Below are 22,299 nucleotides of genomic sequence, written 5' to 3' on the forward strand. Positions count from 1 at the left end.
TTAATTCAGATATTACATCTAGTACAATTTTTCCGTTATTAAAACGAAGCTCTATTTTTAGAATTTATCTGGCTTTTATACTCCTTTGCGGAATATCTTTTTTTGCAGCTAGAAATATATCGCTGGTCGCAACAAAATTTACTGAAATAGCAATTATATTTTGTCTGTTCGTAAACCTCACTATACTTCTTAAGGATAAATTACACCTGCTTTATAAGATTATTTTAATTGTGGGAATCAGTGCTTTTCTACAGGCCTGGCAGCAATTATGCAATTTTATAATTATTCCTAAACAAGCCTCTATAATTGATCTTTTGACTGCTATGAAAGGGAATACAGGAAACATTAATATACTTGCGGCAAGTCTTACCATTAAAGTTCCCTTTTTAATGCTAGGAATAACACATTATGCTGGCTATAAAAAATATTTTCTTCTTACAGCATTATTTTCAGTAACTGCAGTTATTTTTCTTACTGGTGCCCGCGCACCTTTAATTAATCTCTTTTTGATCTATTTTTTTTATATTATTTATCTCTTAAAAGAAACTTTTAGCAGATTGAGTTTTATCAAAATAATACATTTAATAGTTCCCATTTTAATAGCAGTATTATTTGCAAATTCAATTTTTGAAAAATCGAAAGCTAAAGGACGTTATGTATCACTAGAAAATAGAGTTAGTGAAATTAACACAAAAGATGCTTCATCCCAGGCAAGATTGGCTTATTGGAAAAATGCATTGAAGATAGCGGAAAAAAATCCGATTTTCGGAATAGGATTAGGGAACTATCAAGTAGAATCTATTCCTTACGAAAGAACTATTTCTGACGATTCTATCGTTTCGTTACATGCTCACAATGACTTTCTTGAAATTTTATCAGAAACTGGAATCTTAAATGGATTAGTTTATTTTTCCCTGTTTGTTTTACTTTTCTTCATTAATTTGAAAAATGTAATAAAATCAACGAATCCTTTACTAAAGTTATTTGCAATTTTGACTTTAATGCTCGTTATAGTTTACGGCGTCGATTCGTTTTTCAACTTTCCTATTTACAGGCCAACGATGGCAATATTCTTTAGCTTATTGCTTGCGTTTACGGTATTAAGTAACTCATATAATATTGATTATAGAAGCAATAGCAAAACAGTTAAAATTATATCTGGAATTTTAGTTTTAGCATCAGCAGCAACGACATATTCTTCATATATAATATACAAGGCTTCAAATCTCGAATATTTAATTACTGGAGATGATATCAATAATAATTCAAAAGGAAAGTTGACTGGAGATGAAGTAATTAGTAGAATGTCTATTTATCCAAATACATTTAGCAGCTCAGAATCATTTTACGAATACGCAGGAATTTATTACATCCGTGAAAAAAAATATGATAAAGCTTTAAAATGCTTTTCTAAAGCAGGTAAGATAAATGGCTACACTGGTCGTATTGAATTCTATAAGCAGGTTATTTCTAGACAAAAAGGTAATACTGATAGTGCTTATGTTTATTCTAAACAAGCTTTTTATTTGCGCCCAAGAAATTATGCCATATATAAGTCTGCATTGAATTTTGCAATATCAAAAAAAGATACTTTAGAAATACTAAGAGAGCATCAAATATTTTCAAAGTACAGGCCAACGTCCGAAACTTGGAATCTTGCGGTTAAAGGACTTAATTATAGCGGTTACAGTTATAAAAATTTAATTGGCTTTATAGCTGAAGGATTAAAAAAATACCCTAAAGATAGTCTTTTGTTAAAGCAAAAAAATCAACTTTTATTGGGCAGCTATCTTTCAGGAGGTCAGAATTTTGAAAATCGTTCCCAATTAAAACAAGCTTTAAAATCTTATGAGCAAGCTTTAAAAATCGATTCTAAAAATATTTATGCTTCACAAAATATTGGTTTTTATTATTTAAAACAAAACCAAAATGAAAAAGCTATAACCCATTTGTTAAATGCTTTAAAACATTCAGGTCTAAATGATGGAAAAACAGAATTTTATCTTGGTATCGCCTATTTAAAATTAAACAACAAAACGAATGCACTGAAGTACTTTACTATATCAAGAGCTAAAAATTATCCGTTGGCCAAATCTGTAATTTCAAATTTTAAAAATACCAGCCTCATTGATAAAAAAATTCTAATTAAAAGAAAAAATGACCTTTTGATTGCAAACTATATTACCGAGGGGCAGAATTTTGAAGAACAGAAAAAAATGGATCAAGCACTTGAATCCTATAAAAAAGCTTTAGAAATAGATTCTAAAAATATTTATGCATTCCAAAATATTGGTTTTTATTACTTAAAATTAGGACAAACTAAAACGGCAATAAATTACCTTTTAAATGCTTTAAAATATCCTGGTTTAAGAGATGGTAAAACAGAATATTTCTTAGCTATCTGCTATTTGAGAGAAGATGATAAAACGAACGCATGTAAATATTTGAATATATCAAAAAGTAAAAGCTATACTGCAGCCCAGCAAATAATCGAAAAGATTTGTAAATAGTTTGTGTTTTAGACTTACAAATTAATTTAGAATGATTAATTATAAAACAAATTAGAGCAAAAGTATGAATATTATTTAGCTAAAAATGCCTTATTTTGCGGTTTAAATTAACCATGGAATTATGCAATCTATTCAAGCCAATAATTATCTCGTACATTTTAACCAGAATGCATACGAAGCTTTAAATAAACATTTAAAAGAAAATAAATATTCTAATATATTTATAATTGTTGACGATCAAACCAACGAATACTGTTTACCGAAATTTATTCCGCTTTTAGAAACAGATCTAACAATTGAAATTATCGAGTTTGAAGCCGGCGAAGCCAATAAAAACATCGAAACCTGTATTGAAATCTGGAATATTCTAACCGAACTTGGAGGTGATAGAAAATCACTTGTTATAAATCTTGGCGGCGGTGTAGTTACCGATCTAGGAGGTTTTGTTGCTTCTACTTTTAAAAGAGGTGTAGATTTTATTAATATTCCTACCACTTTATTATCTATGGTTGATGCTTCTGTTGGAGGAAAAACAGGAGTTGACTTAGGAAATCTTAAAAATCAAATCGGTGTAATTAATGTGCCGCAGATGGTTTTAATTGACACACAATATCTTGAAACTTTATCGCAAAGCGAAATGCGTTCTGGTCTGGCTGAAATGCTTAAACATGGCTTGATTTTCGACGCACCATATTGGAGACAATTCTCGGACTTAAAATCTATTATTTTTGATGATTTGGATGAATTAATTTATCGTTCAGTAGAAATCAAAAATGAAATCGTAATTCAGGATCCAACGGAGAAAAACATTCGTAAAGCCTTAAATTTCGGGCATACCTTAGGACACGCGATAGAAAGCTATTTTCTAGAAAGCGATACTAAAACTACTTTACTGCACGGAGAAGCTATAGCTGTTGGAATGATTTTGGAAAGTTATATTTCACTGCATAAAAATTTAATTTCAGAAGAAGAATACAGAGAAATCAAAACGGTAATTAAAGGTATTTATGATGATGTGATTTTTGAAGAAAATGACATCGATCCTATCTTAGAATTACTGATTCATGACAAAAAAAATGAATACGGTTCTATTCAATTTGCGTTGATTGAAGGAATCGGAAAAATAAAAATTAACCAATCCGTTGAAAATAAATTAATTCTAGACGCGTTTCAAGATTATAAATCTTAAACTTTTTTTAATCAAAAGCATTGCGTTAGGTATATATTATTTTTTACATTTGCCACGATGAAAACAAACAGTAAACAAAGACAATTCAGTTCTTATAGAAACCGTCTCAACAGTTCTTTACTTAGAATGTTGAACCGTTTTTATAATAGTAAAAGCCCGCTTTGTTTTGATGTTTTCCAATGTTCAAAAGCTGAGCACGAAAAACTGCCTATTATATTTGCCAATATTAGAGTTTGAATTTAAGATTTAGTTCTAAAATTATCTAAATTAAAAACAAAAATTACACTCTCTAAAACATTGACATATAAATGAATACAAAATATTCTGATCTAATAAATCAAACATACTACTTCCCACAAGCGGAATTTAAACTAAACAAAGACAACCTTTTATTTCACAATATCGATTTGATGAAATTGGTTGAGCAATATGGCACGCCATTAAAGTTTACTTACCTGCCTCAGATTTCTGAAAATATCAATAAGGCAAAAGCCTGGTTCAGAAAATCTATGGAAAAAAATAAGTACGAAGCAAAATATTACTACTGTTATTGCACAAAAAGTTCTCATTTTGAATACATTATGAATGAAGCTTTTAAGAATAACATTCACATCGAAACATCATCAGCATTTGATGTTAATATTGTGGAGAATTTATTAGAAAACGGAAAAATCAACAAAAGTACTTATGTAATTTGTAATGGTTTTAAGAGAGACGAATACATTTCTAACATTGCGAGATTAATCAATAACGGACATAAAAATACTATTCCGATTATCGATAACTACGAAGAATTAGATTTACTTCAAGCAGAAATTAAAGGAAAATTCAAAATTGGAATTCGTATCGCTGCTGAAGAAGAACCTAAATTTGAGTTTTATACTTCAAGATTAGGAATTGGTTACAAAAACATAGTTTCGTTTTATAAAAAACAAATTCAGGAGAATGATAAATTAGAGCTTAAAATGCTGCATTTTTTCATTAATACTGGAATTAACGATACATCATATTATTGGAATGAGCTTGTAAAATGTATCAAAGTATACATTGCTCTTAAAAAGGAATGCCCTACTCTAGATGGATTAAACATTGGAGGTGGTTTCCCTATCAAGAATTCGCTTGCTTTTGAATATGATTATCAATATATGATTGATGAAATTATCAATCAAATTAAAATTGCTTGTGATGAAGCTGAAGTTGATGTTCCAAATATATTTACGGAATTTGGATCATTCACTGTAGGCGAAAGCGGTGGTGCAATCTATCAGATTTTATATCAAAAACAACAAAATGATAGAGAAAAATGGAATATGATCGACTCATCTTTCATTACCACTTTACCAGATACTTGGGCTATAAACAAACGTTTTATCATGCTGGCTGTAAACCGCTGGAATGATACTTACGAGCGGGTTCTGTTAGGAGGTCTGACTTGTGATAGTGACGACTATTATAATTCTGAACAAAACATGAACGCAATTTATCTTCCTAAGTATAATAAAGAAAAGCCTTTATATATTGGTTTCTTTAATACTGGCGCTTATCAAGAAACAATTGGAGGATACGGTGGTCTTCACCACTGTTTGATTCCGCAGCCAAAACATATTTTAATAGATCGTGATGAAAACGGTATTCTGGCAACAGAAGTTTTTTCAGAACAACAGACTTCAGACGATGTATTGAAGATCTTAGGCTACAAAAAAAAGTTATAAAAAACGTCAGATTAAGTAAGAGAAATATTTAGAAAATTCTTAATTTGCATTAACATCCAAAAAGGTTAAACTTTTTAATTCAAAAAAAAACAAAAAAAAATGAAAGGACCAATCAGTCAGTTTATTGAAAAACATTATTTGCATTTTAATTCTGCTTCATTAGTAGATGCTGCAAAAGCATACGAACAGCAGTTAGCAGATGGTGCAAAAATGCTTGTGAGTATGGCTGGCGCAATGAGTACAGCAGAAATTGGTAAAATTTTTGCAGAAGTAATCAGACAAGACAAAGTACATATTATTTCATGTACAGGTGCAAATCTTGAAGAAGATATCATGAATTTAGTTGCTCATTCTCATTATGAAAGAGTACCAAATTACCGTGATCTTACACCAGAAGACGAATGGGCTTTGCTAGAAAGAGGATTAAATCGTGTTACAGACACTTGTATTCCTGAGCATGAAGCTTTCCGTCGTTTACAAAAACATATTTATAAAATTTGGAAGGATGCAGATGATAAAGGAGAACGTTATTTTCCGCACGAATTCATGTATAAAATGTTGTTATCTGGCGTTTTAGAAGAATATTATGAAATTGATTTAAAAGATAGCTGGATGTATGCGGCAGCAGAGAAAAATTTACCTATTATCGTACCAGGATGGGAAGATAGTACAATGGGTAACATCTTTGCGTCATACGTAATTAAAGGAGATTTGAAAGCATCTACGATGAAATCTGGAATTGAATACATGACTTTCTTAGCAGATTGGTATTCTAAAAACAGCTCTAACGGTATCGGATTCTTCCAAATTGGTGGTGGTATTGCTGGTGACTTCCCTATTTGTGTGGTGCCAATGCTTTATCAAGATATGGAAATGCATGATGTTCCATTCTGGAGCTATTTCTGCCAAATTTCAGATTCAACAACTAGTTATGGTTCTTATTCTGGAGCGGTTCCAAATGAAAAAATCACTTGGGGTAAATTAGATATCAAAACCCCTAAATTTATTATTGAATCGGATGCTACAATTGTTGCTCCGTTAATTTTCGCATATTTATTAGATTTATAAAATAATTTATGAAAAGAGTTATAGTAGACTACGCTAAACTTACCAATGAAATTTTAAACCTTTTGGTTGAGAAATTTCCTGATGGTTATGATGATTCGGATGTAATCCGTTTTAGAAATGCTAAAAACGAATTGGTTGAAGCTGTTGAAGTTCGTACAGAAGACACCATTTATTTAGTAAAAATTAGTACTAAACTTGCTGATAGAATTGAAAACTACGATGAAGATGATGATATTGATGTTGATGTAGATACAATCGTTCCAGTTAAAGGAATGGACCTTGATGATGATATTGACGATGATGATGAAGATGATAATCAAGACAAACCTGATGTAGACGGCGGGGACGACGACGATGAGGATGATGACGACAAAGCAGATACTGATTATGACGAAGATGAAGAAGAAGATGAAGATTAATTCATTTCTTTAAAATAAATAAGAGGAACTCTATTTGAGTTCCTTTTTTTATAAGTACACACGATTAGACAAAATTTATATTTTTGATTTTTGTAAGATTATTTTTATTTTTAATCTTTTATTTAAAAGATTATACGCCCTATGACTTCAGAAATATTACATACCGCATTAAAAGAGAATTTTGGTTTTGAAAAATTCAGGCCCAATCAAGAAACTATTATAAATACCATTTTATCTGGACAAGATGCTTTGGCTATTATGCCCACTGGAGGCGGTAAATCAATATGTTTTCAGCTTCCAGCTTTAATTTTACCTGGAATTACAATTGTAATTTCTCCTCTAATTGCATTAATGAAAGATCAGGTTGATAGTTTGAAAACAAACGGAATTTCAGCCTGTTATATAAATAGTTCTCAATCTGCACAAGAGCAGCAATATTTTATAGACAATTTAAAATCTAATACATTTAAGTTAGTTTACATAGCTCCAGAAAGTCTTTCTTATTTAGAGGTCGCTTTCAATGAGTTAACTATTAGTTTGATAGCCATAGATGAAGCACATTGTATTTCGTCCTGGGGTCATGATTTTAGACCAGCTTACACAAATTTAGGATATTTAAAAAGCCGCTTCCCTTCTACTCCAGTTTTAGCACTGACTGCTACGGCAGATAAAGCAACTCGTACAGATATTACAAAGCAGTTAAATTTAATAAAACCAAAAACTTTTATAGCTTCTTTTGATCGTAAAAATTTGAGTTTAGAAGTTCGTCCCGCGTTAGATCGTGTTAAACAGATTATTGATTTCATTGAAAACAAGCCCAATGAATCTGGAATTATTTATTGCTTAAGCCGTAAGACCACCGAAGAATTAGCAGAAAAATTAAAGAAAAGCGGTATTACAGCAAAAGCATATCATGCTGGTTTGGATAATGAAACTAGAGCCAAAACGCAAGATCAGTTTATAAACGACGATTGTCAGGTAGTGTGTGCGACTATTGCATTCGGGATGGGAATTGATAAATCGAATGTTCGCTGGGTAATTCATTACAATCTCCCAAAAAACATTGAAGGTTATTATCAGGAAATTGGACGTGCGGGCCGTGATGGTCTTCCGGCTGAAACTATCTTATTTGAAAGTTATGCAGATGTAATTCAGCTTCAAAAATTTGCTTCAGACGGACTAAACGCTGATATTCAGCTGGCTAAATTAGATCGTATGAAACAATATGCTGATGCTGTAAGCTGCCGACGAAAAATACTGCTTTCCTATTTTGGAGAATTAGTAACTGAAAATTGCGGCAATTGCGATATCTGTAAAAACCCGCCAACTTTCTTTGATGGAACCGTTTTAGCACAAAAAGCTCTATCAGCAATTACCCGTTTGAAGGAATCTGAGCCTTTAGCCGTAATTGTAGATTTTTTGCGCGGCTCGAGAAACGCGTATATCTACGAAAAAAATTATCAAACGCTTAAAACGTACGGAATTGGCGATGACATTTCTTGGTACGACTGGAATCAGTATTTAATACAGCTTATTAATTTGGGATATTGCGAAATTGCTTTTCATCAACACAATAAAATACTCCTCACCCCTTTTGCAAAGAAAGTTTTGTTTGAAGGCGAAAAAGTAAAATTGACGACTGTTGTTAAAAAAGTTATCGATAAATCTGAAATTAAAGAGACAAAGGTTAAGACAGCTAAAAATTCTCTTTTTGAAACACTTCGAAAATTACGCTACGAAATTGCGCAGGAAGAAGAAGTTCCAGCATATGTCATTTTTAGTGATGCTTCTTTAAGGCAGATGGAAATTTTAAGACCCATGACCGACGAAGACTTTCTTGCTGTTGAAGGTGTCGGTAAAGCTAAACTTGAAAAATATGGTTCAGAATTTATTAAGACTATAATTGAATTTTATAAGAATAAATCTGTTGTCAAAAAAGATAAAAAAGAAAGCACTTATGCTAAAACATTAGAATTATTTCAAAATGGACTTTCTGTCGAAGAAGTTGCAGGGCAACGAAATTTAGGAGAAACTACTATAATTTCTCATTTAGCTAAACTGTATGTTGATGGGAATGACATAGATTTGAGTCAATTCGTTTCAGAAGACGAAATCTTAAAAATTGAAAAAGCTCAGATTGAATTAGAAAAACCTGACACATTAAGACCTTATTACGAATATTTTGAAGAAAAAATGTCTTATGATAAAATTCGTTTTGGATTGGCTTTTTTAGAAAGAAAACAAAATAATCAGATTAGAGATAAATCATATTCCGTTGATGAAATACGCTTAACTCATACTGAAGCTTATAAAAAATGGGATTCTGAAGAAGACTTAAAACTTACAAAATTTTTTAATGAAGGAAAAAAAGTTAGTGAAATAGCAGAGTTGCTAGGAAGAAATACTGGTGCAATTACTTCGAGATTAAAAAAATTAGAATTAAAATAATTCTTAAAATCTCTAAAATTCAAAATAATAAACCCGACAGGTTTTAAAAACTTGTCGGGTTTGCTTTTTAAAAATTATTTAAGGGTTTACAAATACCTTTCTTCAAAAACTTTTTGATGATGTTTTTGATGTCCTATCATTACAAAACCTAATGCACGAACTGAAATTTGATTTCCAGAAGCCGTACCAATTCTTTTAAGTTGTTCTTCAGATAAACTTTTGTAAAACAATAAAGTTGAATGTCTTAGAGCAGAAAATTCTGTTAATAAATCTTGAATGCTTCTACTATTCGAATTGGTATTATTTGCATAATCATCCTCTTCAAAACTAGGCAGAGGCGTTTTATCATTTCTTGAAAATCGCAAAGCGCGATAAGCAAAAATGCGCTCAGTATCCATAACATGCTGAATAATATCTTTTATCGTCCATTTGCCTGGAGCGTAACGATAATCAAATTTATCCATCGGAATATTTTGAACAAATCTGATAAATTCGTGTAGAGAAATTTCTAACTCTTCTATCAATATTCCATCGCCGGCTTGTTTGATATAAGTACCAAAATGTCCTGAATACTCATTTTCTAATATATCGCTTACTTTCATTTTTTTAAAATTATATAAGAAACTCAGTTTTAAGCTGAGTTTCTACTGGCATTAGTGTTTCCAAAAAGAGATCTTGTTACCACTTTTTCGTAAACTTTAATTAACTCTTCATTTGGTGAATCTTCTTTGTTTAACTCATTGATTCTAAGTAAAGCATATTGTTGAATTGTCAATAATGGCAGTACAATACGCTCTCTTATTTGAATTGAAGCAATACCGTCAGGATAATTTTCCATTAAAGTTTTATGATCAGCAATTTTCAATAAAAGTCTTTTCGTTTCCGAGAATTCATCGTAAATAATCTGCCAGAATTCACCAAACTCAGGATCTTTTCTCATATAGGCTGTTAATGGTAAAAATGACTTTGCCAATGACATCATACTATTTTCAAGTAAAGTTTTGAAAAACAATGAATTGTGATACAAATCACTTACTTTATCCCACTGTCCGCTCTCTTCAAAATGTTTTAAAGCTGAACCTACTCCAAAAAATCCAGGAACGTTTTGTTTCAATTGACTCCAAGATCCCACGAACGGAATTGCTCTTAAATCAGCAAAATCTAAAGATTCTGATTTGCTTCTTTTAGATGGACGACTTCCAATATTAGTTTTAGAATAATATTTCAACGTACTCATTTTTTCCAAATATGGAATAAATTTTGGATGATTCTTAAAACTTAAATATTTATGATAACCTAAATTAGCTAACTGCGTCAAAATTTCAGTTTCATCTGCAGTAAGTTCGTTTTTTCCTTTACTAAAAACCTGATTTGTAACACCGGCACTTAATAAGTTCTCAATATTATAACGGCAAGAATCAAGAGTTCCGAAATTAGAGCTAATTGTTTGACCTTGAACTGTAATTTGAATTTCGTTATTTTCAATTTTTGGTCCTAAAGAAGCGTAGAATTTATGCGTTTTTCCACCGCCACGCGCTGGAGGTCCGCCGCGTCCATCAAAGAAAATAACTTTAATACCGTATTTTCTAGAAATTTCAGTCAGCGAAATTTTAGCTTGGTAAATACTCCAGTTAGCCATTAAATAACCACCATCTTTAGTTCCGTCAGAGAAACCAAGCATAATAGTTTGTTTATTTCCTCTAGATTTTAAATGTTTAGAGTATTCAGGATTCGTATATAACTGCTCCATTATAGAATGCGCGTTCTGTAAATCATCAACAGACTCAAAAAGCGGAATAATATCCACCGTTGGATTTTCCCAATTATTCAAACGAATCATTGCGAAAGTTTCCATTACGTTTAATGCGCTTTCGTTGTTACTAATAATGTAGCGATTTGCTCCTTCTTCACCATTTTTTGCTTGAATAGTTTTAATGGCTTGAACAGATTCTAAAGTAGATCTTGTAATTTCATCTTCAAAATCAGCAGGATTTAAATCTCCTTTGATTTTAGATAAAACATCAATTTTTTGCGCTTCTGTTAATTCAAAATAATCCTTAGGAAAAATAGCAGAACCCGAATTCAAATAGTAATTCACAACATCTTTGAATACTACGTTATGAATTTTACTATTCTGACGAATGTCTAAAGTTGCAAAATGGAAACCAAATAAATTGATTTTAACCAAAAATGCTTCTAACTCATCTAAATATAAAGATTGATGATTTTCAATAATTATAGTTCTGATTGTATTTAACTGCGTCAATAATTCGTCTAAAGTAATAAAGATATCGCCTTTAGAATAGAACACAGAACGGTAAAGTTTATCTTCAAGTTCAGCTACCAAAGTATCTACTCCTGAGAAAGTTAACTTGCGTTTTAGATTTCTCATTTCAACGTAATAGCACTTTAGAATTGATGTACGTAAACGATCTGCAACCTTAAGTGTGATTTCTGTTGTGACAAAAGGATTTCCGTCACGATCACCTCCCGGCCAGAAACCAAGTTTGATTAATTGATTGTGAATTGGCTCTCCTTCTTTAATGTTTTTTTGAAGATAGTGCACAATTTCACCAGCTGTAGCATAAAACACATTTTCTAAATACCAGATCAAACTTACTGCTTCGTCATACGGATTTGGTTTTTCATTCTGGATAAAAGGAGTTTTACCTAATTGCGCCAACAATTGTTTAATTTGCAACAAGTCGTTTTGACGAATAGCTTCAGTCAAATCATTTATAATTCCTAGAACCGGCCCTGGATAAAATTGCGTTGGATGCGCCGTTAAAACAGTTCGAACATTAAAGCTTTCGAGAAACTCAATTAATTCATCATCCTTTTCTTTTGCATCTGATTTTTCTTTGATATCACGCAAAGACCCGCGTCCTTCCATATTATTAACTTCTGGAAAAGCAGCGTCTTCAATAGCATCAAATAATACAATTTGGCGTTCGATATATTGAATAAATCGAAACATTAAATCGATTTTCTCAGTCTCTGAAGCATTGTTCAGAAATTTACTAGAGAAAAAGTCAAAGATTTCTTTTGGTGTTTCTTGTTTTTTAAATCCCGTTTCGCAAGTCTCTGTAAATAAAGGAAGTAAAACCCCTGTATTATCTATAGAATCAAATGGTAATGTTATAAAAACACTATTATAGATGTGGTATTTTGAGAGAACGTCTTGATTAAAACGTTCAATTTTTGGCAACGTATACATAATCGTGTTATAGTTGGTTGGTTAATTAGTCATAAAAAAACCCCAAGAATAAACTTGAGGTTATATTTTAATATAGCATTCAAGAAAAGTTCTTACATATTTTTGAAAATAGTATGCATCAAACGCTTCTTATCGTTTATACTTTCTTCTAATGAAATCATTGTTTCTGTTCTGTAAACACCTTCAATATCGTCAATCATAAAGATAACTTCTTTTGCGTGCTTAGTATCTTTTGCTCTAATTTTGCAAAAAATATTAAATTTTCCAGTTGTTACAGAAGCTACGGTAACGAATGGAATTTGATTAATTCGCTCTAATACAAATTTTGTTTGAGACGTATTATTCAGAAATACACCAACATAAGCAATAAATGAATACCCTAATTTATCGTAATCTAAGGCTAAAGAAGACCCCATTATTATACCTGCGTCTTCCATCTTTTTTACTCTAACATGTACTGTTCCAGCAGATATCAATAATTTTTTTGCAATGTCAGTAAACGGAACTCTCGTATTGTCTATTAACATATCTAAAATCTGGTGATCTACTTCATCTAAACGAAATTTACTCATAATTGTTTAATTAATATTACTAATTGCTATTACAAAGTATAAAATTATATATAAAAAACAACAAATTCACATAAAAATTAACTTTTTATTAATCCGTTAACAAATTTAACATTTTTATTTAAATAAAAATTTGCTTCCTGACCCGTTTTTGGAAAATTTGTGAAATCATCCGAATATTCCTGCCCTTTTGCATCATATTCATAATGTCCATAATAATTTTCCAATTCACCTACTTCAACTATGTAAGCGTTAAAATGAATCTTATTTTCGATTAATTCTTCTTTGTATTGTGCGACAAAATTCGTAATAATTTCGATACCATCATAATTTATTTTGACATTTTTATACATAAAATCATAAAAAACCACATTATTTTGTGAAATATTCAAATATTCACCAAATCGATTATCTACTAAATCGTTTTCGGAAATCAACTTGAAGCTCAAAATTAACGAGAAAAATATGTATTTACGTGTAATTTCTCTTTCATAATCGCCCGGATAATGCCCTGCTTCAAATAAAATAGTTGGAACCCCTAAAAACTGAAAAGTGTCTCCAATACAATTAATATTAAACGAATCATCGAAGCGGCCGACTTGTCCCGGTATATATTTTTGAAGTTCTTTATTGATTCCTGCAATAATGTTTATTGCTTTAAGTCTATTCTCATTAACTTCTCTTTCTTCATTATATGATGGTGCCAAAAAAGAAACCGTAGCTGGTTTTCCTGTAGTTCCTGCCCCAAAAATAGTTCGCTGGTCATGAAGGTTAAAGCAATAATGAGGTTTAAAGCTCTCAAAAAACTTTCTCAAAACATTACTTTCCGGCTGTGTTAGGTTTTGAGAATCACGATTAAGGTCAATTTCATTAGCGTTTGCTCTTGTATATAATCTTGCACCGTCTGGATTCAAAATAGGAATACAATAAAAAGTAAAAGTTTCAAGCATTCTTTTTGCAAAATCTGTTTCGTCGTTCAGTAGATTAATGAAATCAAATAATGCTTTTGTTGTAGTGCTTTCGTTTCCGTGCATTTGCGACCATAAATAAACACGAGTAGGTCCAGTACCAATTTGGTAACTATATATAAATTCACCTAAAACAGATTGGCCAATAATTTGTACCTGATTGTTTGTATTTAATTTATCTAAAAGTGGTTTAATATGATCTAAAGTCAAATATCTTCCAGATATAGATTGTTCTTTGTATTGAGTAAAAAGTGCTTCTAAATTCATTGTGTTTTGATTAGTTTACAAAAGTAAACATCTTTATTTTTACAATTGTAAACTATTTAAATAGGCTAAAATTTATAAATGTAAACAGATTTTTGAACTATTTAACCAGCTCTTTTAGATAAAGCGCTGCTACATGCTACAATTCTAAATTTAAAATTGTAACTACTTATTAATTAATAATTTAATTCTAATTATATGAAGTTTTATTTTAATACATTTACAACTAAATATAAGATTTATAGCTGTAAAATTGTTATAGTTATTCTTTTTGTTTACATTTGTAAATAAGCAATTTTAAAATAATAATTTACAATGGTAAACATAGATGATTTCGTAAAAAGGCTTGAGATTGTATTAGATTATTATGGCTTGAATGCCTCTGCATTTGCAGATAAAATTGGTGTGCAGCGTTCCAGTATGTCGCATCTTTTATCTGGCAGAAATAAACCAAGTCTGGATTTTGTAATGAAAATTTTAGAAGTTTTTCCAGATGTTAATTTATATTGGATATTGATCGGGAGGGGAAGTTTTCCTAAAAATGATGAAGTAGTAATTTCTGAAACCAAAGTCCCCTCTCCTATTTTAAATGAAAATTTGGCGCAAGATTTATTTTCAGAAATAAAATTTGACGAAAATGAAAAAGCTAAAACAAAAGTTATTGCAGAATCTAAAACTTCAAATTTTAATTTGGAAGATAACGAAATTGAAAAAATCGTATTTTTTTATAAAAACGGAACTTTTAAAACCTATTCGGCTTAATTTAAAAATTAGCGCATATTTGAACATTGGCACAAATAATTTTCATTTACGCGATTCTCACGCGTTTGGGGAAATTATTTAAAATTTTAAAATTGAACGCCATTTTCAGGAATTTTTCCCAAAACACCTTTATAGTGTTTTTTCAAAATTTCAAAATCAGCTTCGTAATTCCCTGTCGGAAAAAACGGCTTGCCAAAACTCACTTCTTTTTTACCCCAATCAAAAGCTACAGGTACAATTGGCACATTCGCTTTAAGCGCGATATAATAAAAACCAGTTTTAATTTCGTTTACTCCTTTTCGTGTTCCTTCTGGTGCAACTGCCAAACGAAAGATTTCTTTTCTTTCAAAAATTGCAGCAATTGAATCAACTTTATTTAATCCGCCTGTGCGGTCTAAAGGTTCTCCTCCAACATTTCTAAAATAATATCCAAACGGAAATTTAAATAATTCCTTCTTTCCTACCCAATTCATCTGCAGTCCAGATATGCCTCTGGTAAAAATTCCTATATAAAAATCATGATTGCTAGTGTGAGGCATTACCATTAGTACACATTTTTTCACTTCAGCATTTTCCATTCCCACTATTTTCCAGCCCATTAGCTTAAAAAATATGAATTTGTACAATAGTTTTTTCATTAATGACTTATTATTTAGTGCAAAATAAAAGATTTAATACTAAATTTGAGTAAAAGCATTTAAAAATGATTCGAAAAATTTTCAGTTATATAATTCCTATAAAAATCTTTAAAAAGAAATCTGCCAGAAGTAAAATTATTGAAGTTACTTGGGCAAATGGCGAATTAGTACTGGATTCTGAAAACACCAATTATTCGTATGGAAGTCTGCAGCGCATATTACGATACGGACTTAGAAATATTGGCTACGATACGATTCTAAAAATGGATCACATTTTACTGCTTGGAGTTGCGGGCGGAAGTGTCGTAAAAACTTTGGTAGACGAAATTGAATATAAAGACCGAATAACTGGAGTTGAAATAGATCCAGATATGATTCAAGTTGCGAATGAATATTTTAACCTGAATCAAATCAAACAATTGGAACTGGTAATTGATGATGCTTTTGAATTTGTTTTAAAAACAAAAGACAAATATGATCTTATAATTATAGACATTTTTGAAGATACTCACATGCCCAACTTTTTGTTTGAGAAGTTTTTTGTTGACAGAATTTGTACTCTTTTAAATGATGACGGTTATGTTTTGTTTAATACTATGATTCTTGATGAAGCGCACAATGTTCGAAACAGAAAATATATCTCAGAAGTAAATCCAAAATTGTTTATGACTAAAATGCTGCCCCGCATAGAAGTACACAATGAATTAATAATTATAAAAAAAGTTGCTTAATTTTATGAAACCCCTTGCCTCCATTTTAAACGCTTTACCACCTACTAAAGTTATTGACGAATCAATTAAGATTTCAGAGTACACGCCATTGAATTTATCGGTTTCTAATCAAGAATTAGCTGCCGAAAAACTGGATACATCTGAAGATTTTGAAAAATACATTTTAAATTATCTTAAAGAAAATAAAGCTAAAGTAGCATTTGGCGGTTATATTGAAGGACGCTTTTTATATCAGCGAAGCTCAATTTTTTTGAACGAATCTAAGCCGGAACGAAATATACATATCGGTCTGGATTTGTGGGCAGAAGCCGGAACCGCTGTTCTTGCTGCTTTGGACGGAAAAGTTCATAGTTTTAAAAATAATATTGGTTTAGGCGATTACGGACCTACAATCATTTTAGAGCATCAAATAGAAAATGAAAAATTTTATACTTTATATGGACATTTATCGTTAGAAAGTATAGAAAAATTAAATATCGGAGACCAATTTAAAAAAGGTCAAAAGATTGCAGCTTTAGGAAATGCCTCAGTAAATGGTGATTATGCACCACATGTCCATTTTCAAATCATCCATAATATTGAAAATTACTGGGGAGATTATCCTGGTGTATGCAACACAAAAGACCTAAACTTTTATATAGAAAATTGTCCCGATCCTAACTTATTATTAAAAATTACTTAAATAGTTATGAAGAAAGCAGGATTGATTATATGTTTGTTATTATTAATTGGATGTAAATCTAAAACAGCAACAGTTAGCAGGGATACAGAAGATTTAAAAATAAAAAAAGTTTCTGGAGCAGAAGTAAACGCCAATCAGCAGCAAAAAGCTTATGATTTAGGAAAAAGAGTTTTAGAAACTTGTAACACTTCAAAATTTAAACCCTTTAATGAAACCGAAGTAACTAAATCGGTTATGGAAAATACGACAGAAGATCGTTTAACCAAAACCTGTCAGAGATTTAGACAATATTACGGAAGCTTTATTGATTTAAAATTAGATGGAGTTTACAAAACTAAAAATGAAGTTATTTACCGCTACCATGCTTTGTACAGCAAAAAAATTGCCAACAAGGAACTACGAGTTTTTGTAAATGACGAGAATCTTGTTTCAGCTATAAAATCAATGGATTGGGATGAAAAATTTGACGCCAAATTAGCCGATCAATAAACACATAAATTATGAATTTTAAATTACCGTTTTTTCTATTACTATTTGTTTCAACCTTTGCCATCGCACAGCAGAGTATTAGTGTAAAAGGCTCAGCTCCTTTTCCTGCCACACAGGATTATACTTTTATCTGCGAAAAATATGCTTACACGGGCGAAGTAAATATTCAAATAGCAAAAACAGACAAAGGAGGTGTTTTAAAAATTACAGTTGCGACGGCAAATGACAAAGCAAGAATTGCCGGCGGACTTTATGTCGATTTGGCAAACGCTGATGTCATAGCCTGCACAGACAAAAATGTAAAAGAATCTGCGGACGGTAAGACAACTTCGTATTATTATTTTACTCCTGCGGAATGGATAAAACTTAAAAAAAATGACATTTATGCTGTAAGGTTTATTATTTCCGGCGGTCCAACGACTTTTGGAAATCAAACTGGATATTTTACGGCTTATAATAAAATGAATTATTTTTCGACGGCGTTTGACAAATCAAAAAAATCGTACGATACTGCGAAAGAAATTAGCGTTTTATAATGATTTTTTAATCGAATAAATCTTATATTTAACATTAAAAAATCTATCATGAATGCAAATGAAGCCTTAATCACAAAATTCTATACCGCTTTTGCAAATGCAGATGCTAAAACAATGAGTGAATGCTATCATCCAAAAGTACACTTTATTGATCCCGCATTTGGTTTATTAAAAGAAGAACAGGTTTCTAAGATGTGGGAAATGTTACTTTTAAAAAGCAAAGGGAATTTAAAAATTGAGTTCTCAAATGTAAAAGCAGATGATTCAACTGGTTCTGCCAACTGGACTGCAGCATACAATTTCAGTAAGACAAATAGAAAAGTAATTAATAAAATTACAGCCGAATTTGTTTTTAAAGACGGGTTGATCATTAAGCATACCGATAATTTTGATGTCTGGAAATGGTCCAAACAAGCTTTTGGTCCAACAGGTTATTTATTAGGATGGACAGGTTTTTTTCAAAAGAAAATACAGCAGCAGGCTCTATTATCATTACAAAAATTTCAAGGCGTACAATAGTTATTGAAATCAAGAATTCAATCTTCGCTTACAACTGATTATAATTTATTTGTTACTAATTGCTTTGTATTAAAAGTGTTAATTCTAAATACTAATGAAAGAAATCGTACACAAAAAATTAAATCAATTACAGGCAACAGCAATCTGCGGCAATGATATTAGTTCTTCCTGTCTGTACGTTTCAGCTTTAACTATTTTATATGCGGGGCAATATGCATGGATTTCACTTTTAATTGTTGGTGTTGTATTATTTCTATTCCGAAAAATTTACGGAGAAGTCGTTGGAGCAATTCCTTTAAACGGAGGAGCGTATAATGTTTTACTAAACACTTCAACCAAACGTTTAGCATCATTGGCTGCTACTTTAACGGTTTTGTCATACATGGCAACCGCTGTAATTTCTGCATCTGAAGGAATGCACTACTTGCACGGAATCTTTGAAGGCTTGAATGTTACAATTGCAACTGTCATAGTTTTAGTTCTCTTTACGGGATTAGCCATTTTAGGAATTGGAGAATCTGCATTCGTAGCTGTTATCATTTTTATAACTCATATTGCTACTTTAACTTTATTGGTTTTAGCTTCTGTTTGGTTTGTACTAACAAACGGCCTAGAAACCTTTCATGTCAATTGGCAGGCTCCTATTGCATACGACAATATTAAAACAGCACTTTTTCTAGGTTTTTCGGCGGCCATGCTGGGAATTTCTGGTTTCGAAAGTTCTGCCAACTTTGTCGAAGAGCAAGAACACGGAGTTTTTCCAAAGACACTCCGAAACATGTGGGCAATTGTGACCTTCTTCAATCCAGTTATTGCCATATTACTCGTATGTGTAATTCCGTTAACTCAGGTTGGAGAAAATAAAGAATCCCTTTTGGCCCATTTAGGACAAACAACCGGCGGATCGTGGCTGGCATGGTTAATTTCAATCGATGCTGTTATGGTACTTTGCGGCGCTGTTCTAACTTCTTTTGTTGGTGTTTCAGGACTTTTAAACCGAATGACATTAGATAGAATTTTACCTAACTATTTTCTAAAACAAAACAACAGAGGATCACATTACAGAATTGTTATCAGCTTTTTAATTCTTTGTATTTCAGTACTTTTTGCTACAAGTGGACATTTAGAATCACTGGCAGGAGTTTATACATTCTCATTTTTAGCCGTAATGGGTCTGTTCGGAATAGGAAATTTGCTTTTAAAATATAAAAGAAAAAAACTACCAAGACCAGAACGCGCCCGCGGTATTGCAGTCGTCACGGCGGTAACTTTTATTATTGCTGCCTTTCTAGGAAATATGCGCCTCAATATTAATTCGTTTTACACATTTCTGCAATATATGATTCCATCTCTCCTATTTATTGGAATCATGCTTAACCGTGTTAATTTAATTCGGTTATTGATCGAAGCGTTAGAATATTTTTATCAGCCGTTACGAAAAATGGTTGTAGTAAGTAATCGTTATTTACAAAATTTAAGCATAAAAATCAATTCTCAGGAGTTTGTATTTTTTACGAAAGGAGACGATATTACGATTCTAAACAAAGTCCTGCAATATGTAGAAGACAATGAAACCACCAAAAAATTAAAAATCGTTTATGTCAAAAATGACATTTCTAATAACGAGGAATTAAAAAAAGACCTAGAAGTTTTAGACCGTGCCTACGACGGACTTGATATTGAATATATTGAAATTCAAGGCGTTTTCGGTCCCGAAATAATTGACGAGCTTTCTCAAAAATGGAAAATTCCTAAAAACTTTATGTTTATTGGTTCACCAGGTAATAAATTCTCCTACCGAGTTTCAGATCTAGGAGGCGTAAGACTGATTATGTAATTTATTAGGAGCAGAAATATCATTTTTTTCAAGGCCTAAAGTCCCGCTATTCGTTTCAACCTTTTGTGCTTTCCGAAGCCTCGAAACAGCACAAAAGGATTTCCACTTCTATCGGGGCTAACTCAGAAATATCATTTTCACAAGAAAAAATAAACCCGACAAATTTTAAAAACTTGTCGGGTAAAATTATATTAAATGTTTATCTAGACTTAAGATTTAAACCAGCTTGCAACCAATTCATCTTCAAAAGAAGTGGCGTTTTTATGAATAAACTCATTTTTGTCTTTATCATAAGAATAATCCAAAGCCCAAGTTTTATGATTTGCCGCCATTTCTTTTATACTTTGGCATACAAAAGCGATTTCTTCATCGGTAGTAGTTGGGTGAATAGACATTCTGATCCATCCTGGTTTTTTAATTAAATCACCAATTGTAATTTCGTTTACTAATTTGTTAGAAGTTTCCTGATCAACGTGCAGTAAATAGTGACCGTAAGTTCCCGCACAGCTGCATCCGCCTCTAGTTTGAATTCCGAAACGATCATTAAGGATTTTTACTCCTAAATTAAAATGAAGATCATCTATAAAAAATGAAACTACACCAAGACGTTCCTTATGCTGTCCCGCTAAAATTTTTATATTAGAAATTGGTTCCAATTCGCTAAAAACATAATCAACAATTTCATGTTCACGCTGCATGATATTTTCAATACCCATTTCCTCTTTCAGCTCGATTGCAAGAGCTGTTTTTATAACTTGAAGAAAACCTGGAGTTCCACCATCTTCACGATCTTCAATATTATCAATATATTTATGTTCTCCCCAAGGATTTGTCCAGCTTACCGTTCCTCCTCCCGGACAATCAGGAATCATGTTTTTGTATAATTTTTTATTGAAAATTAAAACACCAGAAGTTCCAGGCCCGCCCAAAAATTTGTGAGGTGACATAAAAACAGCATCTAAATATGCTTCTGGATCAGCTGGATGCATATCCACTTCAACATAAGGACCCGAACAAGCAAAATCAACAAAACAAACACCATTATACTGATGCATCAATTTTGCTGCTTCATGAAACGGAGTTCTCAAACCTGTAACATTTGAACAAGCCGTGATAGAAGCAATTTTTATGGTTCTGTCGTTATATTTTTGCAATAAAATTTCTAGGTTCTCTAAATTGAAAAGTCCTTTTTCGCAAGAAGGAATAATCTCAACATCGGCAATAGTTTCCAGCCAAGAAGTTTGATTGGAATGGTGTTCCATATGCGAAATAAAAACTATAGGTTTCTGATCTGCAGGAACGTTAGTGAAACTTTTCAAATTTTCAGGAATTTTCAACCCTAAAATACGTTGAAATTTATTGATAACTCCTGTCATTCCAGTTCCATCGGTTATTAAAACATCATCTGTACTGGCATTGGCATGACGTTTAATAATATGTCTTGCATGATGATATGCTTTTGTCATAGCCGTTCCAGATACAGTAGTTTCAGTATGAGTGTTGGCTACAAAAGGTCCAAAATCGTTTAATAATTTTTCCTCAATTGGGCGGTACAATCTTCCGCTGGCAGTCCAATCCGTATAAATGATCGATTTTCTGCCATAAGGTGACGTAAATTCTTGGTTGATACCGACAATATTTTTTCTAAAATCCTGAAAATAAGTTTCTAGAGTGATGGTACTATTTTTGCTATCCATTAGTTGTGCCTTGTGTTTGACTGCAAATATATCGTTTTTTTACA

Annotated in this window: 19 protein-coding genes; 13 read left to right on the forward strand and 6 right to left on the reverse strand. The window is 31.7% G+C overall.

Features of this window, described 5'->3' with window-relative positions:
• The first annotated feature begins 230 nt into the window (after window positions 1-230).
• From HYN86_RS15210 to recQ, 6 genes are all read left to right on the forward strand, one after another.
• Complete coding sequence (locus tag HYN86_RS15210) at window positions 231-2,510, forward strand: O-antigen ligase family protein (RefSeq protein ID WP_162789389.1); 2,280 nt, start codon at window positions 231-233, stop codon at window positions 2,508-2,510.
• Between the two features lie 121 nt (window positions 2,511-2,631).
• Window positions 2,632-3,699: a 3-dehydroquinate synthase gene (aroB, locus tag HYN86_RS15215; RefSeq protein WP_113678808.1), complete on the forward strand. Its 1,068-nt coding sequence runs from the start codon at window positions 2,632-2,634 to the stop codon at window positions 3,697-3,699.
• 308 nt (window positions 3,700-4,007) lie between these two features.
• A complete protein-coding gene (locus tag HYN86_RS15225; RefSeq protein ID WP_113678809.1) occupies window positions 4,008-5,411 on the forward strand; it encodes a type III PLP-dependent enzyme domain-containing protein in 1,404 nt (467 codons plus the stop codon).
• Between the two features lie 99 nt (window positions 5,412-5,510).
• The gene (locus tag HYN86_RS15230) at window positions 5,511-6,479 is read left to right on the forward strand and encodes a deoxyhypusine synthase family protein (protein ID WP_057117936.1); all 969 of its coding nucleotides are present in this window, start codon (window positions 5,511-5,513) and stop codon (window positions 6,477-6,479) included.
• Window positions 6,480-6,487: 8 nt separating this feature from the next.
• Complete coding sequence (locus HYN86_RS15235; protein WP_113678810.1) at window positions 6,488-6,898, forward strand: DNA primase; 411 nt, start codon at window positions 6,488-6,490, stop codon at window positions 6,896-6,898.
• Window positions 6,899-7,039: 141 nt separating this feature from the next.
• Entirely contained in the window at window positions 7,040-9,346 is a 2,307-nt protein-coding gene (recQ, locus tag HYN86_RS15240) for a DNA helicase RecQ (protein WP_113678811.1), read from the forward strand.
• 86 nt (window positions 9,347-9,432) lie between these two features.
• Here the strand turns inward: recQ and HYN86_RS15245 are convergent, their stop codons facing one another.
• The 4 genes from HYN86_RS15245 to HYN86_RS15260 form a co-directional block, all read right to left on the reverse strand.
• Window positions 9,433-9,948, reverse strand: a complete 516-nt coding sequence (locus tag HYN86_RS15245) for a DinB family protein (RefSeq protein WP_113678812.1) — start codon at window positions 9,946-9,948, stop codon at window positions 9,433-9,435.
• A 29-nt stretch (window positions 9,949-9,977) separates the two neighbouring features.
• Window positions 9,978-12,563, reverse strand: coding sequence for a phosphoenolpyruvate carboxylase (locus tag HYN86_RS15250; RefSeq protein WP_113678813.1), 2,586 nt, complete (start codon window positions 12,561-12,563; stop codon window positions 9,978-9,980).
• Window positions 12,564-12,655: 92 nt separating this feature from the next.
• The gene (locus HYN86_RS15255; protein ID WP_007805990.1) at window positions 12,656-13,135 is read right to left on the reverse strand and encodes an Lrp/AsnC family transcriptional regulator; all 480 of its coding nucleotides are present in this window, start codon (window positions 13,133-13,135) and stop codon (window positions 12,656-12,658) included.
• A gap of 77 nt (window positions 13,136-13,212) precedes the next feature.
• Window positions 13,213-14,367: a M14 family metallopeptidase gene (locus HYN86_RS15260; RefSeq protein WP_113678814.1), complete on the reverse strand. Its 1,155-nt coding sequence runs from the start codon at window positions 14,365-14,367 to the stop codon at window positions 13,213-13,215.
• A 312-nt stretch (window positions 14,368-14,679) separates the two neighbouring features.
• Here HYN86_RS15260 and HYN86_RS15265 point away from each other — a divergent pair, with 312 nt between their 5' ends.
• Window positions 14,680-15,126, forward strand: a complete 447-nt coding sequence (locus HYN86_RS15265) for a helix-turn-helix domain-containing protein (RefSeq protein ID WP_113678815.1) — start codon at window positions 14,680-14,682, stop codon at window positions 15,124-15,126.
• 86 nt (window positions 15,127-15,212) lie between these two features.
• On the opposite strand, the gene HYN86_RS15270 is transcribed toward HYN86_RS15265, so the two are convergent.
• Entirely contained in the window at window positions 15,213-15,764 is a 552-nt protein-coding gene (locus HYN86_RS15270; RefSeq protein WP_113678816.1) for a 1-acyl-sn-glycerol-3-phosphate acyltransferase, read from the reverse strand.
• Window positions 15,765-15,829: 65 nt separating this feature from the next.
• Here HYN86_RS15270 and HYN86_RS15275 point away from each other — a divergent pair, with 65 nt between their 5' ends.
• The 6 genes from HYN86_RS15275 (at window position 15,830) to HYN86_RS15300 (ending at window position 20,558) form a co-directional block, all read left to right on the forward strand.
• Window positions 15,830-16,495 (forward strand): spermidine synthase, encoded by a 666-nt coding sequence (locus tag HYN86_RS15275; protein WP_113678817.1) that lies wholly within the window; start codon window positions 15,830-15,832, stop codon window positions 16,493-16,495.
• Window positions 16,496-16,499: 4 nt separating this feature from the next.
• Window positions 16,500-17,177, forward strand: coding sequence for a peptidoglycan DD-metalloendopeptidase family protein (locus HYN86_RS15280; RefSeq protein WP_113678818.1), 678 nt, complete (start codon window positions 16,500-16,502; stop codon window positions 17,175-17,177).
• A 6-nt stretch (window positions 17,178-17,183) separates the two neighbouring features.
• On the forward strand, window positions 17,184-17,666 hold the full coding sequence (locus tag HYN86_RS15285) for a hypothetical protein (protein ID WP_113678819.1): 483 nt from the start codon (window positions 17,184-17,186) through the stop codon (window positions 17,664-17,666).
• An 11-nt stretch (window positions 17,667-17,677) separates the two neighbouring features.
• A complete protein-coding gene (locus HYN86_RS15290) occupies window positions 17,678-18,202 on the forward strand; it encodes a hypothetical protein (RefSeq protein ID WP_113678820.1) in 525 nt (174 codons plus the stop codon).
• Between the two features lie 48 nt (window positions 18,203-18,250).
• Window positions 18,251-18,721 (forward strand): nuclear transport factor 2 family protein, encoded by a 471-nt coding sequence (locus tag HYN86_RS15295; protein ID WP_113678821.1) that lies wholly within the window; start codon window positions 18,251-18,253, stop codon window positions 18,719-18,721.
• 94 nt (window positions 18,722-18,815) lie between these two features.
• Window positions 18,816-20,558, forward strand: a complete 1,743-nt coding sequence (locus HYN86_RS15300) for an APC family permease (protein WP_113678822.1) — start codon at window positions 18,816-18,818, stop codon at window positions 20,556-20,558.
• 209 nt (window positions 20,559-20,767) lie between these two features.
• On the opposite strand, the gene HYN86_RS15305 is transcribed toward HYN86_RS15300, so the two are convergent.
• Window positions 20,768-22,255, reverse strand: coding sequence for an aminotransferase class V-fold PLP-dependent enzyme (locus HYN86_RS15305; protein WP_113678823.1), 1,488 nt, complete (start codon window positions 22,253-22,255; stop codon window positions 20,768-20,770).
• Window positions 22,256-22,299 lie beyond the last annotated feature (44 nt).

Origin of the sequence: Flavobacterium fluviale, assembly GCF_003312915.1 — a bacterium.
GTDB lineage: Bacteria > Bacteroidota > Bacteroidia > Flavobacteriales > Flavobacteriaceae > Flavobacterium > Flavobacterium fluviale.

Excerpts from the sequence above, each read along its gene's own strand:
- aroB (WP_113678808.1), top strand. The coding sequence starts at position 2,632 with ATGCAATCTATTCAAGCCAATAATTATCTCGTACATTTTAACCAGAAT.
- HYN86_RS15225 (WP_113678809.1), top strand. The coding sequence starts at position 4,008 with ATGAATACAAAATATTCTGATCTAATAAATCAAACATACTACTTCCCA.
- HYN86_RS15230 (WP_057117936.1), top strand. The coding sequence starts at position 5,511 with ATGAAAGGACCAATCAGTCAGTTTATTGAAAAACATTATTTGCATTTT.
- HYN86_RS15235 (WP_113678810.1), top strand. The coding sequence starts at position 6,488 with ATGAAAAGAGTTATAGTAGACTACGCTAAACTTACCAATGAAATTTTA.
- recQ (WP_113678811.1), top strand. The coding sequence starts at position 7,040 with ATGACTTCAGAAATATTACATACCGCATTAAAAGAGAATTTTGGTTTT.
- HYN86_RS15245 (WP_113678812.1), bottom strand. The coding sequence starts at position 9,948 with ATGAAAGTAAGCGATATATTAGAAAATGAGTATTCAGGACATTTTGGT.
- HYN86_RS15250 (WP_113678813.1), bottom strand. The coding sequence starts at position 12,563 with ATGTATACGTTGCCAAAAATTGAACGTTTTAATCAAGACGTTCTCTCA.
- HYN86_RS15255 (WP_007805990.1), bottom strand. The coding sequence starts at position 13,135 with ATGAGTAAATTTCGTTTAGATGAAGTAGATCACCAGATTTTAGATATG.
- HYN86_RS15260 (WP_113678814.1), bottom strand. The coding sequence starts at position 14,367 with ATGAATTTAGAAGCACTTTTTACTCAATACAAAGAACAATCTATATCT.
- HYN86_RS15265 (WP_113678815.1), top strand. The coding sequence starts at position 14,680 with ATGGTAAACATAGATGATTTCGTAAAAAGGCTTGAGATTGTATTAGAT.
- HYN86_RS15270 (WP_113678816.1), bottom strand. The coding sequence starts at position 15,764 with ATGAAAAAACTATTGTACAAATTCATATTTTTTAAGCTAATGGGCTGG.
- HYN86_RS15275 (WP_113678817.1), top strand. The coding sequence starts at position 15,830 with ATGATTCGAAAAATTTTCAGTTATATAATTCCTATAAAAATCTTTAAA.
- HYN86_RS15280 (WP_113678818.1), top strand. The coding sequence starts at position 16,500 with ATGAAACCCCTTGCCTCCATTTTAAACGCTTTACCACCTACTAAAGTT.
- HYN86_RS15285 (WP_113678819.1), top strand. The coding sequence starts at position 17,184 with ATGAAGAAAGCAGGATTGATTATATGTTTGTTATTATTAATTGGATGT.
- HYN86_RS15290 (WP_113678820.1), top strand. The coding sequence starts at position 17,678 with ATGAATTTTAAATTACCGTTTTTTCTATTACTATTTGTTTCAACCTTT.
- HYN86_RS15295 (WP_113678821.1), top strand. The coding sequence starts at position 18,251 with ATGAATGCAAATGAAGCCTTAATCACAAAATTCTATACCGCTTTTGCA.
- HYN86_RS15300 (WP_113678822.1), top strand. The coding sequence starts at position 18,816 with ATGAAAGAAATCGTACACAAAAAATTAAATCAATTACAGGCAACAGCA.
- HYN86_RS15305 (WP_113678823.1), bottom strand. The coding sequence starts at position 22,255 with ATGGATAGCAAAAATAGTACCATCACTCTAGAAACTTATTTTCAGGAT.